Genomic DNA, 15,425 nt, shown 5'->3' with positions numbered 1-15,425 from the left:
GTATACTAAATTTATTTTACAAATCATTGCTGTACGTGCAGGGTTGTCTCCATCTCTATTCGTCTATTTATTGGAAAGGAGGGAGAGACCATCGATGAACATCATCTCGTCAAGCGGATATTAGCAGGTGATCAGGATGCCTTTCGCCATCTTGTCGAAACTTACCGAACAACGATTTACCAGCTTGCGTACTCGGTATTGAAGCACGCCGGTGATGCGGAAGATGCAACGCAGGAAATTTTCGTCCAGATCCACAACGCTCTCCCTCAGTACGAGTACAAAGGTCTTCGAACATGGATGAGCCGCATTGCCATCAATAAAGCGATCGATCATCGCCGAAAAATGACAAGGCAGCGTGAGCAAGCTCAATTGCACCAAGATCAGCTTGCTCCAACACAAGATATAGATTACGCTTCTGACTATCCCGTAGTCGAGCAGGCTATTCTAGCCCAAGAGACACGAGATTTCGTTCAAAATCAACTACAAACCGTACCAGACAATTATAGGGAAGTCGTCGTCGACTATTATTTTAAAGAGAAATCATATCAAGACATTGCAGAGGAACAAGGCATATCGACTAAAACCGTAGAATCCAAGCTATACCGGGCCAAGAAGTGGATACGCAATCGTTGGAAGGAGGAGGATTTTCGTTGAACAAACATTACGATCATGATGCGTGGCACCTCTACATAGAAGGGCAGCTTACTTCCGATATAGCAAGTAGCATGGAGCAGCACTTGTACAAATGCCCGATTTGTCTAGATTTGTACATGACAAGTGTAGAACAACTCTCCAATCGTTTACCCGCTCCAGTCGATCCAACCGCATTAACAGATGCGATTATGGAGCAGATTTCTACACACCGTCACTTGAATCCATCCCATACAACAATTTCAGAGCGCAGACGTACGATACGTAACTATTTCATTGCTGCCGCGGCAACATTGGTTCTTATGGTAACTGGTATTTTCCAAGGTCTGCTCTACCAAGTGGATGCCATCCAGCAACCTTCATCTGCAGAGGGCAGTGGTAGGGTCAGTGATAAGCTTGTGGAACACACGCTGCGTTTTCTAGAGATTCCACCATCTGTTCCCTCACAAAATCAAATGAACACAACAAACTCGAAATAATACTGTAAGGAGGCTGTTTCATTGAATCCCAACCCAGGTTTTTTACCTTATTTTCTAGCTTTGTTTCCAGGAATAGGGCATTTTTATCAGCGTAAATATCCTCGTTCTTTAGCATACGGCATTCCCTTTTGGGGAATCGTTCTCCTTTTTTTCTTTGCAATTATTACCCATGGCCCAACTAAAATATTGGTCACTTTATTTATAGGTGATGTTATTCTTTGGATCATCTGCCTTATCGATGCGGTCATGTGTATCCAGCGAACGCTTAGTCTCTATAACCAGCAGCATTCCTACATGAGCTCGATTGATCCGAATATGAATATGGGTGATCCCTTACATGATCATGATCCCTATTGGAATATGCAGCATTCAGCAAATCTTTATCCAAGACATACGGATTCGTCCAAAATCATACTTTTATCTATCGTACCTGGACTTGCCCACTTCTATTTGGGACTTATGAAACGCGGTCTAACCACGATGACTTTGTTCGTTAGCGTACCGATCTTCCTCTCCTTTGTTAGTGGAATGACCGGTAGAGGCAGTTTTATGGCCTTCCTGCTCATTTTGCCAGTAATCTGGTTCTACTCTTTATTCGATGCCTTACACTTATTCAATAAGAAAATGAACGGAGAGATGTTAAGCGATCAATCATTTTTTGAGGATCTTTACCAGAACCGTGCGTATGACACCAAAAATCGTACAGTCGCCACATTGCTCTCTATTTTCCCAGGGGCAGGTCACTTGTATCTCGGCGCACAAAAGCGTGGCATTCAACTTATGATTGCTTTCTTGCTATCGCTTTATATGCTCGATATGATTCGTTTGTCGCTTTTTTTATTTCTTGTTCCGATTATTTGGTTCTTCTCGTTTTTCGACTCCCTTCAGCTCATTTCCAAATACGAAACATACGGTGTTGAAGATCGACCGATGATTGGAAGTCAGTTTGGGAATTACCGCCGTTTACTGGGACTGGGACTTATTGTGCTTGCAATCACCTTCGTATTCAATCGGTTGGATCCAGGCAGGTACGGCACACAAGTATTCGATGCATTTGGCGTTCATTTGAGTGGGGAAGAGTGGCAGCAATGGAGATATTATTATTATTTCATCAAAGATAATCTGCAAATTGTATTTGTTGCTGGCATCCTTATTGTCGGAGGACTTGTTCTACTACTTCGTAAGAATAAGAACTCATTTGAATAATGATAAATTATGGTTTGCGATCATTTTTAGGATTGCAAACCTTTTTTCATGCAAAAAGAGCCCCGAAGGGCCCTTCTTGATCGGTGATTGTTAAGTTCAGCTTCTCATTTGCTTGCAGTATTCCTATCTGGCCTCATCTGTGTCTACTTACACTAAAGTGTCTTTAGCACATCGCCCTCCAGCTAAGATTCACAAGTTTACGAAAGATCACTTCGGTATTTGCTCACGTCGTTCAACGGAACCACACCTCTCTTTTCACCGACAAGAATAGTATGTCCGAAGTATTCAACAATATACATCCATTTTAAATGATTTTAACCTTCACCATTTTTATGGTGCGTATGATTACGATTCTTCACCTTGTGAGAGCCCGATAGGGGTTCCATGGGTCCATTTGTTTCACGTTGAATATTCCTCTGACTGCCTTCCGGCGCACCCGTAGCGATTGATTTTGGCTTAGACATCTGCTAACCCCCTATCCAGCAATTCTTATATCCACTACTCTTCATGGTTGACTAGATCCTGATGGCGTCGGTCATTCGTCTGCTGCTGACGTTGCTGAGCGTTATGAGAACCGAGGTTAGGTTGGTCTAGATCCTTAACAACATTTTGCAAATTTTTATCTCTCGATTTGGACTTCGTCATTCTTCGTTAGCCTCCATGGGTAATATCGCGTAGCGCTTGTGCACATTCGTGAATATGGCGCACATCATTTTGAATAAGTTCCTGAACGATATCAGAATGCTCTTCAATATGAACTTGATCCCTCTCCACATCCACTAAATCGACCTTCACTTCGCGGGAATCCACATACGTACATTTAAAATCGAACGTATACGAGCTGCGACCCGCATTGGTCATATGCACCCGCAGCGTCTGATCATCGCTCTCATCCGGCCATACCTTAGCATGATCCGAGTTTGGCATGTGTTTCGGAAGCTCAATTGCCCAAGCATGCGCTAGCTCTGTTCCTGTGATTGCAGGTTTATCCATTGTCTTTACACCTCCGCATCTTTAACATGCGTAGGTGTCCCTGACTTTAACCGATCCTTCTTTTAGCAAGTTTACCGTCTTTGACTCATACTCTACCTGCTCACATTAGGTTCCAGCACAGTCATCGTATTGTTAAATGTATTCAAATTAACCATAGCCCCAATTGGAATCGCAGCTTTATAGTAACCATGACCCGTTGCCAGATTTGTCATTAGTGGTTTACCTAAAGGAACGAGGAATCGATTGATCAAATTTTCATACGTAACCCCGTATGCTTCCACACAGTTCGTGCACTCCCCCATTACGATTCCGATACAATCATCGAATTTCCCCGCTAATCTCAACTGACTTAAATAGCGATACACGGTGTTGATCGGCTCATGTGTTTCTTCCAGAAACAATATTTTACCCCGCGTGTCGACCTCAAAAGGAGTTCCTAACAAACCGACGAATGATGTTAAATTCCCTCCGACAATAGGGCCTGTTACGTTTCCTAGCACCCGACTTTGCAATGGAATATCGGGCGGATTTTGAATTTCTCGAGGTGCCCTTAAAGTTGACGTGGCTGCAAAAAATTGATCGAAGTTATAAGCAGGCGTGCTCATTTTAAAATCAATGAGCATAAGACTATGGAATGTAATCAAGTTTGCAAGTTGGTACAAGGCATTTAGTAAAGCTGTCATATCACTATAACCAGATATTATTTTAGGATGATTGATAATGAAATTGTAATCCAAGAAAGGAAGAATGTCAGATACCCCAACCCCTCCTCTTGTTGGCAAGATCAGAGACACTTCATCATCTGCAAACATTTGCATCAAATCGGTTGCTCGCTCTATTTCCATGCCCGCTAAAAAACCATTTTCGGCGTATACATATTTTCCGAGTCGGATATTAAACCCCAGTTGCTGAAGCACATTTATCCGGTTATTGATCGTATCCGCATTCAAAGGACTTCCTAAAGTGACAATGCCGATTGTGTCACCTGGTTTTAACAACGGTGGCTTTATTGACATGGTCATAACCCCCTTCCTACCCAAAAAAACTCCTATTGTTATAATGTATGGGGTATGCGCCTATTTGGATCATAAGAAGCACTCATTCCTAATCAAAAAGTCATACAACACAAAAAAGGCCGCCGACGCGAACGTCGATGACCTTTTCTTTATGTACGGAGAGGGTGGGATACCCTCACTTCGCTCGGGACTGCGATGTTCTGCTAACGCAGCTCATGCTGCGACGCCCCCACTTTCGTGGGTTCTCATCCCTATAAACGCAACAAAGGAGCGAATTTCTTCGCTCCTTCGTTTGATGTATGTACGGAGAGGGTGGGATGCCCTCACTTCGCTCGGGACTGCGATGTACTGCTAACGTAGCTTATGCTGCGACGTCCCCACTTTCGTGGGTTCTCATCCCTATAAACGCAACAAAGGAGCGAATTACTTCGCTCCTTCGTTTGATGTATGTACGGAGAGGGTGGGATTCGAACCCACGGAGGCTTGCACCTCGGCGGTTTTCAAGACCGCTGCCTTAAACCACTCGACCACCTCTCCATAAAAGCACAAGGATGCTTGCTGCGTCCTCATGCAGTGACAAAAAGTATTATATCATAACAGTTAAACATTTATCAACCGTTATTTAGATGTTTTTGTCGGATTTTGCGGAAATTACTTTTACGCCACCCATGTATGGGATCAAAGCCTCAGGAACAACAACTGTTCCATCTGCTTGTTGGTAGTTCTCAAGGATTGCAGCCACTGTACGGCCTACTGCAAGTCCTGACCCATTAAGCGTGTGAACGAACTCTGGTTTTGCTTTCGCATCACGACGGAAGCGGATATTGGCACGACGTGCTTGGAAATCTTCAAAGTTCGAGCATGAAGAAATTTCGCGATAAACATTCGAGCTCGGAATCCATACTTCTAGGTCATAAGTCTTAGCGGACGTAAAGCCCAAATCACCTGTACAAAGCGTTAATACGCGGTAAGGCAGTCCTAATCTGCGAAGCACCTCTTCAGCATGTCCTGTGAGCTTCTCCAGCTCGTCATAGGACTCCTCAGGCTTTACAATCTTCACAAGCTCTACCTTATTGAATTGATGCTGACGGATCAATCCACGTGTATCACGGCCTGCTGAACCCGCTTCAGAACGGAAACAAGCACTGAACGCTACGAAATTAACCGGCAATGTCTCTACAGGTACAATATCGTCACGGTGATAGTTCGTAACGGGTACTTCAGCGGTTGGAATCAGATAGTACTCTGAAGATCCTTCGATCTTGAACACATCTTCTTCGAACTTTGGCAATTGCCCTGTTCCTGTTAAAGAGTCACGATTCACGATGTACGGAGGCAGCATTTCTTCATAACCATGCTCATCACTTTGCAAGTCCATCATAAAGTTCATAACTGCGCGTTCTAAGCGTGCACCTAGTCCTTTATAGAACACAAAGCGTGATCCCGTTACCTTCGCCGCTGCTTCAAAATCTAAAATGCCTAGAGATTGGGCAATGTCCCAATGCGCTTTCGGTTCATAATCAAACTTCGGCGCTTCACCATGACGGCGAATCTCCACATTCTGTTCTTCAGATGCGCCTACAGGCACACTCTCATGCGGCATATTCGGAATGACGAGCAAGATGCTTTGCAAACGCTCATCCAAAATACGAATTTCATCGTCTAATTCTTTGATACGATCGCCAACGACTTTCATTTCCGCAATAAGCTCGTCCGCATTTTCACCAGCGCGCTTCATCTTCGCAACATCCTGGGAAACCGTATTACGACGGTTCTTCAGTTGCTCCGTTTCTTGCAGCAATTCTCTACGCTTTAAATCAACTTCTGTAAAAGAATTAATTTCCTCAATTGTTTTCCCACGATGACTCATAGCTACTTGAACTGCTTCTAAGTCAGTTCTCAATAATTTCACATCAAACAAGGAGGTTCCTCCTGTAACTCAATTTATTTTCTTACTAAGGGTAAGTTAGGAGGTATGATATCGCTCATACCCCCTGACTCACGAACAAGCACCCCCCGCCGCCAGAGGCGAAGGAAGTGCTTATTCAGCGCACTTAGAACTTCAGCAAATCTATTTTACCATACTCAAAAAGTAACTGTGCATCGCGTAGTCATCAGTCAACTCCGGATGGAAGGATGCCGCTAGCAAATGCCCTTGACGTGCTGCTACAATTTGTCCGTTATACGTAGCAAGCACTTCCACACCTGCGCCGAATTCTTCAATTAGCGGTGCGCGGATGAAAACGGCCCGTACAGGCTCAACAATTCCCACAACCGGTAAATCCGTCTCAAAGCTTTCACGCTGTCTACCGAAAGCATTACGAGCCACTCGCATGGACATGAGTCCAAGGTGTGGTTGCTCTTGTCCTGCAATTTCTTCGGCCAATAGAATCATACCTGCACACGTTCCGAAAATCGGTTTACCCTGATCTGAGAAGGATCGTAGCGCATCGATAAATCCATACAAATGCATGAGCTTACCCATCGTTGTGCTTTCCCCACCAGGCAGGATAATCCCATCTATGTCTGCCAACTGCTCGACTTTCTTGACGATCACACCTTCTGCACCTGCAAGCTCGATCAAACGAATGTGCTCCGCGACCGCACCTTGCAAAGCCAATACACCAATTTTCATGCTGATCTACCCTTCCTTCTGCTAATCCAAGGCGATAGCTAGTATTACCAGCCGCGATCTTGCATGCGCTCAGCAGCTTGAAGCTTGGAAATTTCGATCCCTTTCATTGGTGTACCCAAATTTTTGGATACTTCCACGATCAAACCATAGTCCGTATAATGAGTCGTCGCTTGAACGATTGCTTTTGCGAACTTCTCAGGATTGTCGGATTTGAAGATACCCGATCCTACGAACACACCATCAGATCCAAGGTGCATCATAAGGGCAGCATCCGCTGGATTTGCTACACCGCCTGCTGCAAAGTTTACAACTGGCAATTTACCAGTCTCATGTACTTGCAGGACTAGCTCATATGGAGCGCCTAAGTTCTTCGCTTCAGTCATTAGCTCATCTTTACTCATCACTTGAATTCTGCGAATTTGAGCTTGTACCGTACGCATATGACGTACTGCTTCCACGATATTACCTGTTCCTGGCTCGCCTTTTGTACGGATCATAGATGCGCCTTCGCCAATACGTCTAAGCGCTTCACCAATGTCTTTTGCTCCGCAAACGAATGGTACAGTGAATTCACTCTTGTTAATATGGAAAACTTCATCAGCTGGTGTTAGCACTTCGCTCTCATCAATGTAGTCTACACCCATTGCTTCCAGCATTTTTGCTTCCACATAATGGCCAATTCTAGCCTTTGCCATAACCGGGATGGAAACGACCTTCATTACTTCTTCCATAATTGTCGGATCACACATACGTGCAACACCGCCAGCAGCACGAATGTCTGATGGAACCCGCTCAAGTGCCATTACTGCTACCGCACCTGCTGCTTCAGCGATTTTCGCTTGTTCCGCATTCATAACGTCCATAATGACGCCGCCTTTTTGCATTTCAGCCATTCCTCTTTTAACGCGAGATGTACCTGTTTCCATGTCCCTATACCCCCTGCTCCATATGTGTAACATCCATCGTCAGAATACTCTACCGATAGTTCACTTCTAAAGACACATTTTACATGAACGCCTATTTTTACACAACCATTATTCAAGCAATTTCAACGATTCATTGGCACAGATTTCTCCACTAGAATAAGCTCTTAATGTCCGAGAACAAATTGACGAAGAAGTCTTTGATTGCACGGAACATCAGACGCCACCAGCTAGCCTTCTCCACATCCGCATCAGCAATCAAATCAACCGATTGCGTATTGTTTTTATATGTGATTTTAGCTGTTCCTAGAACATCTCCCTTTTTGATCGGTGCCACACGCTTACTTTCATCTACAAGCGTTGTTTCCACTTTCAAATCAGTTGCTGTTTCACCTTTTTGAACGATATAAGAAACTGCGTTTTTCGTTACCAACGGAACTTCAAGCTCCACACCTTTTTTAACAGAAGCAACTTTTGCTCCATCAAGTGCTGTCTTTTCATTCACTAATTGTTTATTTTCAAAATTGTTAAAGCCATAATCCATCAGCTTACGTGTTTCGTCAAAACGCTTCGCTTCTGTATTCGCGCCCATTACTACGGAAATTAAGCGAAGGCCGTTACGCTCCGCTGTACCTGTAAAGCACCACCCAGCCTCGTCTGTGTGACCCGTTTTAAGTCCATCAAGACCTTGATAAGCATAGCCTTTACGGAATGCGCTGTCTTTATAACCCTCTAGCATCCAGTTCCAGTTGGTCATTGGCGCTTTGTCTGCTGGTCTTAATTTTTGCGATGTAATCTTTGTATAATTTAAAATTTCCGGGTGATCCTTAATTAAATTTTTAGCCAAGATCCCAACATCACGTGCTGTCATCAAGTTTTCGCCTGTATATGTTTTGGACGCATAATCTTTCAAATCCGCACGAGTTAAACCCGTCGCATTATTAAAGGAGGTCTTATCCGACATCCCAATTGCTTTTGCCTTATCATTCATCATTTTGACGAAATTGTCTTCCGAACCACCGCCCACTCGCTCAGCAAGCGCAACAGAACCGTCATTACCGGAGTAGATCGACATCAACGCGAACATGTCTTTCACAGGAAGTTTCTCGTTCTCTGCAATCATTTGACCTGAACCGATAACAGAAGACGCATATTTGCTTGTATTTACAAGCTCGTCCCACGTTAATTTACTATCTCTGATCGCATCAAGCACGAGGTACTCTGTCATCATTTTTGTCATGGAGGCTGGCTGGCGCGGAGTATCCGCATCCATTTCATACAACACTTGACCAGTCGCAGCATCAATTAGAATCGCTGATTTTACCTCCAAACTAAGTGCAGAGGGTGGTGCAGTCTCCGCATATGCAACTTTCGAGCCATTTATCTGAAAAATGACCATTTGTATCATGCAAATTGTTAGTACCCACGCAATCCTTTTCTTCCAATTGTTCTTCACCGCATTCACTTCATTCCCACACTCCTACTTTTTTTATCAGATTTAGATTATATTTTAACATACCCCCTTATGCAAAAAAAGAAAGCTAAGATTCCAGATGGAACCCCAGCTTTCTTTATCCACTTATTGTTATATTACAGGTAATAGTTAGGTGCTTCTTTCGTAATTTGAACATCATGCGGATGGCTTTCACGTAAGCCTGCACCTGAGATACGTACGAATGCTGTATCTTCGATTAATTCCTTGATGTTCCGAGCTCCACAGTATCCCATACCGGAACGAAGACCACCGATTAGTTGGTAAATGCTGTCTGCAAGAGGTCCTTTGTAAGCAACTCGTCCCTCAATACCCTCCGGAACCAATTTGGATTCGCCTTCTTGGAAGTAACGATCTTTGGAGCCTTCTTTCATCGCGCCGATCGATCCCATACCACGGTACACTTTATAACGACGGCCTTGGAAGATTTCTTGCTCTCCAGGGCTCTCTTCCGTACCTGCAAACATACTACCAAGCATAACCGCGCTTGCGCCTGCTGCAATAGCCTTCACCACGTCACCAGAGTACTTAATACCACCATCAGCAATAACAGGTACACCATACTCACGTGCTACATTCGCACAATCAAAAATTGCCGTAATTTGCGGTACGCCAATACCTGCAATAACACGGGTTGTACAAATTGAGCCCGGGCCAATACCCACTTTTACAACAGAAGCTCCTGCTTCAATCAGATCACGCGTTCCGTCACCGGTAGCCACGTTACCTGCAACAATTGGCAAGTCTGGATATTGTTTGCGTAGTTCTCTCACCATGTTATTGATATTAACGTGGTGACCATGAGCGGAGTCTACAACGATTAGGTCAATACCTGCTTCTACTAGAGCTGCTGCACGCTCCAAACCATCTTTGGATACGCCGATCGCTGCACCCACTAGGAGACGACCATACTTATCTTTAGCTGCAGAAGGATACTGAATTGCTTTTTCAATATCTTTAATTGTAATAAGACCTTTAAGCTCATTTGTTTCATCAACTAATGGCAGCTTTTCAATCTTATGCTTCTGTAAAATCCCTTCCGCTTCTTGAAGCGTAGTGCCTACTGGAGCCGTCACTAAGTTCTCTTTTGTCATCACATCACTAATCTTCGTATTGAAATCATGGATGAAACGCAAGTCACGGTTCGTGAGAATACCTACTAATACTTTATTCTCATTCACGATAGGTACACCTGAGATCCGGTACTTGGACATTAATGCTTCCGCATCATATACCAAGTGCTCTGGAGTTAGGGAGAATGGGTTCGTAATTACGCCGCTTTCGGATCTTTTAACGCGATCTACTTCTTCAGCTTGCTGTGCAATTGACATGTTCTTATGAATAATCCCAATTCCGCCTTCACGAGCAATCGCGATTGCCAGTTTGGATTCCGTTACCGTATCCATCGCTGAAGACAAAAATGGGATGTTTAACTTCACATGAGGTCCTAATTTAGTCGTAATATCAATTTCTTTTCCGAACACTTCCGACTTTCTTGGAACAAGCAAAACATCGTCAAACGTTAAACCTTCTTTAGCAAACTTCGCTTCCCACACAGTACAGTTCCCCCTCTATATTTGGTATTCCCAAAATTTATTATTGCCATCTTAACAAAAGGTCAATTTTCATGTCAAGTAAATAACAACTGAGATTTTATTACAATAAAAGCAGTCCTAGTAAGCATTTCCTTCTTTATTTAAAAGAGTACCTACATTGTGAATTCCATAATAAGAACTCATCAATGCCCATTTCGTGAGCGGCTTTAATCTGTTCTCTCACATCTGCTGCCGTATACTCCCGATGAGGTTTAATCCAATAAGCTGTAAAATCTTGCAACCACGGACGAATAACCGCTCCTTTTTTACCTTCATTTGATAAGCGGGCGTTCGACTTTATCGCATCACCTAATGCCTGTTTGATCAGCGCATATGGCTGCTCATTCGGATTGCGTATCCCATAAAACCCTTTGTTGTAGTGCGAAGGATAAATCATCGGGGAGATCACATCAAGAGAAGGACTCAGCTTAGACCAATCCTGTCCAATGCCTCCATCTTGCGTCGTAAAAGTAGTAAGTCCGAATACATCAGCTGACACATTGGTATGAGGACCAAGCTCTTTTTTCGCATAAGCAATGAAACCTGCAATTGTATCTGCCTTGGACCTTCCATTTGTTACACCAAAATCGACCTCACTGTCTACCCTCTTCCCGTTTTCCGGAAAGCGCACATAATCAAATTGAATTTCATCAAATCCTTGCATCACAGCTTCTTTAGCAATATCCAAGTTATACCGCCATGTTTCATTTTTATAAGGATTTAACCAGCGCGCGCCCTTACGATCCTTCCACAATCCCCCCTCCTTTTTAACCAATGCATATTCTTGTCTGTGTCTTGTTAAAAATGAGTCTTTGAACACGACAATACGTGCAATCAAATAAATACCCTTATCCTTTAAATGCTTCATTAATTGAATTGAATCTTTAATAACCGGATTTGCATCCGCACCAATCTCATTAACAAGTTTTACAGAGGAATCGTACATGATTTGACCTGTATCCGACTTTACATCGATTACCATTGTATTCAAATGATTCGCTTCCATCATCGCAAGCAGTTTTTCCAACTTCTTGCCTTGCGTGACATAAGCAGATACATAAATCCCTTTTACCAATGGACGACTTCTCTTCGTCGTCGCATCATATTGCTGCTGCAAGCGTTGTTCGTTGGTTATTTGTTTTTCTTGCATTTGATTTATTTTAATCGGGGAATTCTTATCAGATTCAGCCTTTGGACGATTCCAAGAGCAACCTGATACTAGCATTATCCCGACAAGCGCTAGTATGATCCAGTTGATCTTATGTATTGGACTCTCTTCCATCCTACTCGCCTCCTTAGGAGGTAGTATGTACATTATGGGAAAGAGAGTTGTAATGGGAAAATGAACTTTTTAATGGATATAAATATAACAATTTCCAAATTAATCGTGAATAAAATGAGTTTAAGCAAAATCATAAAAAAGTTCTAGACATATCGAACTACCTTTACAAACGGCACCTGAACAAAATCAACTCAATGTAACAAAAGAAGCTGCTACCCAAAATGAGTAACAGCTTCTTTTCATTTGCTCGGCGACGTCCTACTCTCCCAGGACCCTTCGGTCCAAGTACCATCGGCGCTGGAAGGCTTAACGGTCGTGTTCGGGATGGGTACGCGTGGTTCCCTTCCGCCATCGTCACCAAACTAGCTTTTATTAAAAAAGCGACCAAGGCTTGTACCTTGAAAACTAGATGCGAATTGAAGAGTAAAGATAGGGTTTACGAAGATCAGACTTCGTAATGTTTTAGATAAGCCCTCGACCGATTAGTATTGGTCAGCTCCACACATTGCTGCGCTTCCACCTCCAACCTATCAACCTCGTCGTCTACAAGGGGTCTTACTAATTGGGAAATCTCATCTTGAGGGGGGCTTCGCGCTTAGATGCTTTCAGCGCTTATCCCCTCCGTACATAGCTACCCAGCGGTGCTCCTGGCGGAACAACTGGTACACCAGCGGTACGTCCATCCCGGTCCTCTCGTACTAAGGACAGCTCCTCTCAAATTTCCTACGCCCACGACAGATAGGGACCGAACTGTCTCACGACGTTCTGAACCCAGCTCGCGTACCGCTTTAATGGGCGAACAGCCCAACCCTTGGGACCTACTTCAGCCCCAGGATGCGATGAGCCGACATCGAGGTGCCAAACCTCCCCGTCGATGTGGACTCTTGGGGGAGATAAGCCTGTTATCCCCAGGGTAGCTTTTATCCGTTGAGCGATGGCCCTTCCATGCGGTACCACCGGATCACTAAGCCCGACTTTCGTCCCTGCTCGACTTGTTGGTCTCGCAGTCAAGCTCCCTTATGCCTTTGCACTCTTCGAATGATTTCCAACCATTCTGAGGGAACCTTGGGACGCCTCCGTTACTCTTTAGGAGGCGACCGCCCCAGTCAAACTGCCCACCTGACACGGTCCCTCTACCGGTTATACGGTAGTAGGTTAGAACTCCGATACGATCAGGGTGGTATCCCAACGTTGCCTCCACCTAAGCTGGCGCTCAGGCTTCTAAGGCTCCCACCTATCCTGTACAGATCGTACCAAAGTTCAATATCAAGCTGCAGTAAAGCTCCATGGGGTCTTTCCGTCTTGTCGCGGGTAACCTGCATCTTCACAGGTATTAAAATTTCACCGGATCTCTCGTTGAGACAGCGCCCAAGTCGTTACGCCATTCGTGCGGGTCAGAATTTACCTGACAAGGAATTTCGCTACCTTAGGACCGTTATAGTTACGGCCGCCGTTTACTGGGGCTTCGGTTCACAGCTTCGGGATTGCTCCCTAACCACTCCCCTTAACCTTCCAGCACCGGGCAGGCGTCAGCCCATATACTTCGCCTTACGGCTTCGCATAGACCTGTGTTTTTGCTAAACAGTCGCTTGGGCCTTTTCACTGCGACCCCCTCGAGCTATTCACTCTACCGGGGTACCCCTTCTCCCGAAGTTACGGGGTAATTTTGCCGAGTTCCTTAACGAGAGTTCTTCCGCGCGCCTTAGAATTCTCTTCTCACCCACCTGTGTCGGTTTACGGTACGGGCACCTTGACCTGACTAGAAGCTTTTCTTGGCAGTGTGAAATCATGACCTTCGGTACTTTAAGTTTCCCTCCCCATCACAGCCCAGCCTTATCGATGTGCGGATTTGCCTACACATCAGCCTCACTGCTTGGACGAGCATATCCATCGGCTCGCGTCACTATCCTACTGCGTCACTCCATCGTTCATAACGGTTTTTGGTGGTACAGGAATTTGAACCTGTTGTCCATTCGACTACGCCTTTCGGCCTCGCCTTAGGTCCCGACTTACCCTGAGCGGACGAACCTTCCTCAGGAACCCTTAGGTTTTCGGCGGACAAGATTCTCACTTGTCTTTTCGTTACTCATACCGGCATTCTCACTTGTGTACGCTCCAGCTGTCCTCACGATCAACCTTCACTGCTGTACACAACGCTCCCCTACCCAAGTAGAAATCTTGTTTCTACATGTCATAGCTTCGGTGGTGTGTTTAGCCCCGTTACATTTTCGGCGCAGAGTCACTCGACCAGTGAGCTATTACGCACTCTTTAAATGATGGCTGCTTCTAAGCCAACATCCTGGTTGTCTTTGCAACTCCACATCCTTTCCCACTTAACACACACTTGGGGACCTTAGCTGATGATCTGGGCTGTTTCCCTCTTGACAATGGATCTTAGCACTCACTGTCTGACTCCTGGATATAAGTATGTGGCATTCAGAGTTTGACTGAACTTGGTAACCCTTGGGGGGCCCCGCATCCAATCAGTGCTTTACCTCCACTACTCTCTTTCCAAGGCTAGCCCTAAAGCTATTTCGGGGAGAACCAGCTATCTCCGAGTTCGATTGGAATTTCTCCGCTACCCCCACCTCATCCCCGCATTTTTCAACATGCGTGGGTTCGGGCCTCCAGTGCGTGTTACCGCACCTTCACCCTGGACAGGGGTAGATCACACGGTTTCGGGTCTACGTCTACATACTAAAATTCGCCCTATTCAGACTCGCTTTCGCTGCGGCTCCGGCTTATCACCTTAACCTCGCATGCAAACGTAACTCGCCGGTTCATTCTACAAAAGGCACGCCATCATCCCTTAACGGACTCTGACTTTTTGTAAGCGCACGGTTTCAGGTTCTTTTTCACTCCCCTTCCGGGGTGCTTTTCACCTTTCCCTCACGGTACTGCTTCACTATCGGTCGCTAGGGAGTATTTAGCCTTGGCAGATGGTCCTGCCAGATTCCGACGGGGTTTCACGTGTCCCGCCGTACTCAGGATCCGTCTAGGAATTTCGCTCGCTTTTGGCTACAGGGCTGTTACCTTTTATCGCAGACCTTTCCAGATCTCTTCACCTAGCAAGCTATTTCCATGTTGACGTCCTACAACCCCAAAGAGCAAGCTCCTTGGTTTGGGCTAATCCGCGTTCGCTCGCCGCTACTG

General features: G+C 45.0%; 13 protein-coding genes, 1 tRNA gene and 2 rRNA genes (1 of these 16 running past the window's edge). 3 read left to right on the top strand and 13 right to left on the bottom strand.

What is annotated here, in order from left to right; genetic code table 11:
• Positions 1-9 precede the first annotated feature (9 nt).
• From ACSBOP_RS00215 to ACSBOP_RS00205, 3 genes are read left to right on the top strand one after another with little or no spacing between them, the layout of a single operon-like run.
• A complete protein-coding gene (locus ACSBOP_RS00215) occupies positions 10-654 on the top strand; it encodes an RNA polymerase sigma factor (protein WP_442604324.1) in 645 nt (214 codons plus the stop codon).
• Positions 651-1,130 carry an anti-sigma factor family protein gene (locus ACSBOP_RS00210; RefSeq protein WP_442602526.1) on the top strand — a complete coding sequence of 160 codons (480 nt, stop codon included), beginning with the start codon at positions 651-653 and terminating at the stop codon, positions 1,128-1,130. Before ACSBOP_RS00215 ends, ACSBOP_RS00210 begins: the two co-directional genes overlap by 4 nt.
• Positions 1,131-1,151: 21 nt before the next feature.
• On the top strand, positions 1,152-2,336 hold the full coding sequence (locus ACSBOP_RS00205) for a hypothetical protein (protein ID WP_442602525.1): 1,185 nt from the start codon (positions 1,152-1,154) through the stop codon (positions 2,334-2,336).
• 314 nt (positions 2,337-2,650) lie between these two features.
• Here ACSBOP_RS00205 and ACSBOP_RS00200 read toward each other — a convergent pair whose 3' ends face one another.
• From ACSBOP_RS00200 to ACSBOP_RS00140, 13 genes are all read right to left on the bottom strand, one after another.
• The gene (locus ACSBOP_RS00200) at positions 2,651-2,800 is read right to left on the bottom strand and encodes a small acid-soluble spore protein P (protein WP_442602524.1); all 150 of its coding nucleotides are present in this window, start codon (positions 2,798-2,800) and stop codon (positions 2,651-2,653) included.
• Between the two features lie 34 nt (positions 2,801-2,834).
• A complete protein-coding gene (locus ACSBOP_RS00195; protein ID WP_442602523.1) occupies positions 2,835-2,981 on the bottom strand; it encodes a hypothetical protein in 147 nt (48 codons plus the stop codon).
• A 6-nt stretch (positions 2,982-2,987) separates the two neighbouring features.
• Positions 2,988-3,329 carry a hypothetical protein gene (locus ACSBOP_RS00190; RefSeq protein WP_442602522.1) on the bottom strand — a complete coding sequence of 114 codons (342 nt, stop codon included), beginning with the start codon at positions 3,327-3,329 and terminating at the stop codon, positions 2,988-2,990.
• A 92-nt stretch (positions 3,330-3,421) separates the two neighbouring features.
• A complete protein-coding gene (locus ACSBOP_RS00185) occupies positions 3,422-4,345 on the bottom strand; it encodes a S66 peptidase family protein (RefSeq protein WP_442602521.1) in 924 nt (307 codons plus the stop codon).
• A gap of 452 nt (positions 4,346-4,797) precedes the next feature.
• Positions 4,798-4,882: transfer RNA gene (locus ACSBOP_RS00180), tRNA-Ser, on the bottom strand.
• An 85-nt stretch (positions 4,883-4,967) separates the two neighbouring features.
• Positions 4,968-6,266, bottom strand: coding sequence for a serine--tRNA ligase (serS, locus tag ACSBOP_RS00175; protein ID WP_442602520.1), 1,299 nt, complete (start codon positions 6,264-6,266; stop codon positions 4,968-4,970).
• Between the two features lie 150 nt (positions 6,267-6,416).
• On the bottom strand, positions 6,417-6,980 hold the full coding sequence (gene pdxT / locus ACSBOP_RS00170; protein WP_442602519.1) for a pyridoxal 5'-phosphate synthase glutaminase subunit PdxT: 564 nt from the start codon (positions 6,978-6,980) through the stop codon (positions 6,417-6,419).
• Between the two features lie 44 nt (positions 6,981-7,024).
• Positions 7,025-7,906, bottom strand: a complete 882-nt coding sequence (gene pdxS / locus ACSBOP_RS00165) for a pyridoxal 5'-phosphate synthase lyase subunit PdxS (RefSeq protein WP_442602518.1) — start codon at positions 7,904-7,906, stop codon at positions 7,025-7,027.
• Positions 7,907-8,057: 151 nt separating this feature from the next.
• Positions 8,058-9,368 (bottom strand): D-alanyl-D-alanine carboxypeptidase family protein, encoded by a 1,311-nt coding sequence (locus ACSBOP_RS00160; protein ID WP_442602517.1) that lies wholly within the window; start codon positions 9,366-9,368, stop codon positions 8,058-8,060.
• A 125-nt stretch (positions 9,369-9,493) separates the two neighbouring features.
• A complete protein-coding gene (guaB, locus tag ACSBOP_RS00155; RefSeq protein ID WP_442602516.1) occupies positions 9,494-10,951 on the bottom strand; it encodes an IMP dehydrogenase in 1,458 nt (485 codons plus the stop codon).
• Between the two features lie 136 nt (positions 10,952-11,087).
• A complete protein-coding gene (locus ACSBOP_RS00150) occupies positions 11,088-12,272 on the bottom strand; it encodes a putative glycoside hydrolase (protein WP_442602515.1) in 1,185 nt (394 codons plus the stop codon).
• A gap of 245 nt (positions 12,273-12,517) precedes the next feature.
• A 5S ribosomal RNA gene (rrf, locus tag ACSBOP_RS00145) occupies positions 12,518-12,634 on the bottom strand.
• Positions 12,635-12,734: 100 nt separating this feature from the next.
• A 23S ribosomal RNA gene (locus tag ACSBOP_RS00140) occupies positions 12,735-15,425 on the bottom strand; it runs 242 nt beyond the window's last position.

The organism is Paenibacillus sp. KN14-4R (assembly GCF_052180255.1).
Classification (GTDB): domain Bacteria; phylum Bacillota; class Bacilli; order Paenibacillales; family NBRC-103111; genus Paenibacillus_AM.
This window is presented reverse-complemented; position numbering and strand designations above follow the sequence as displayed.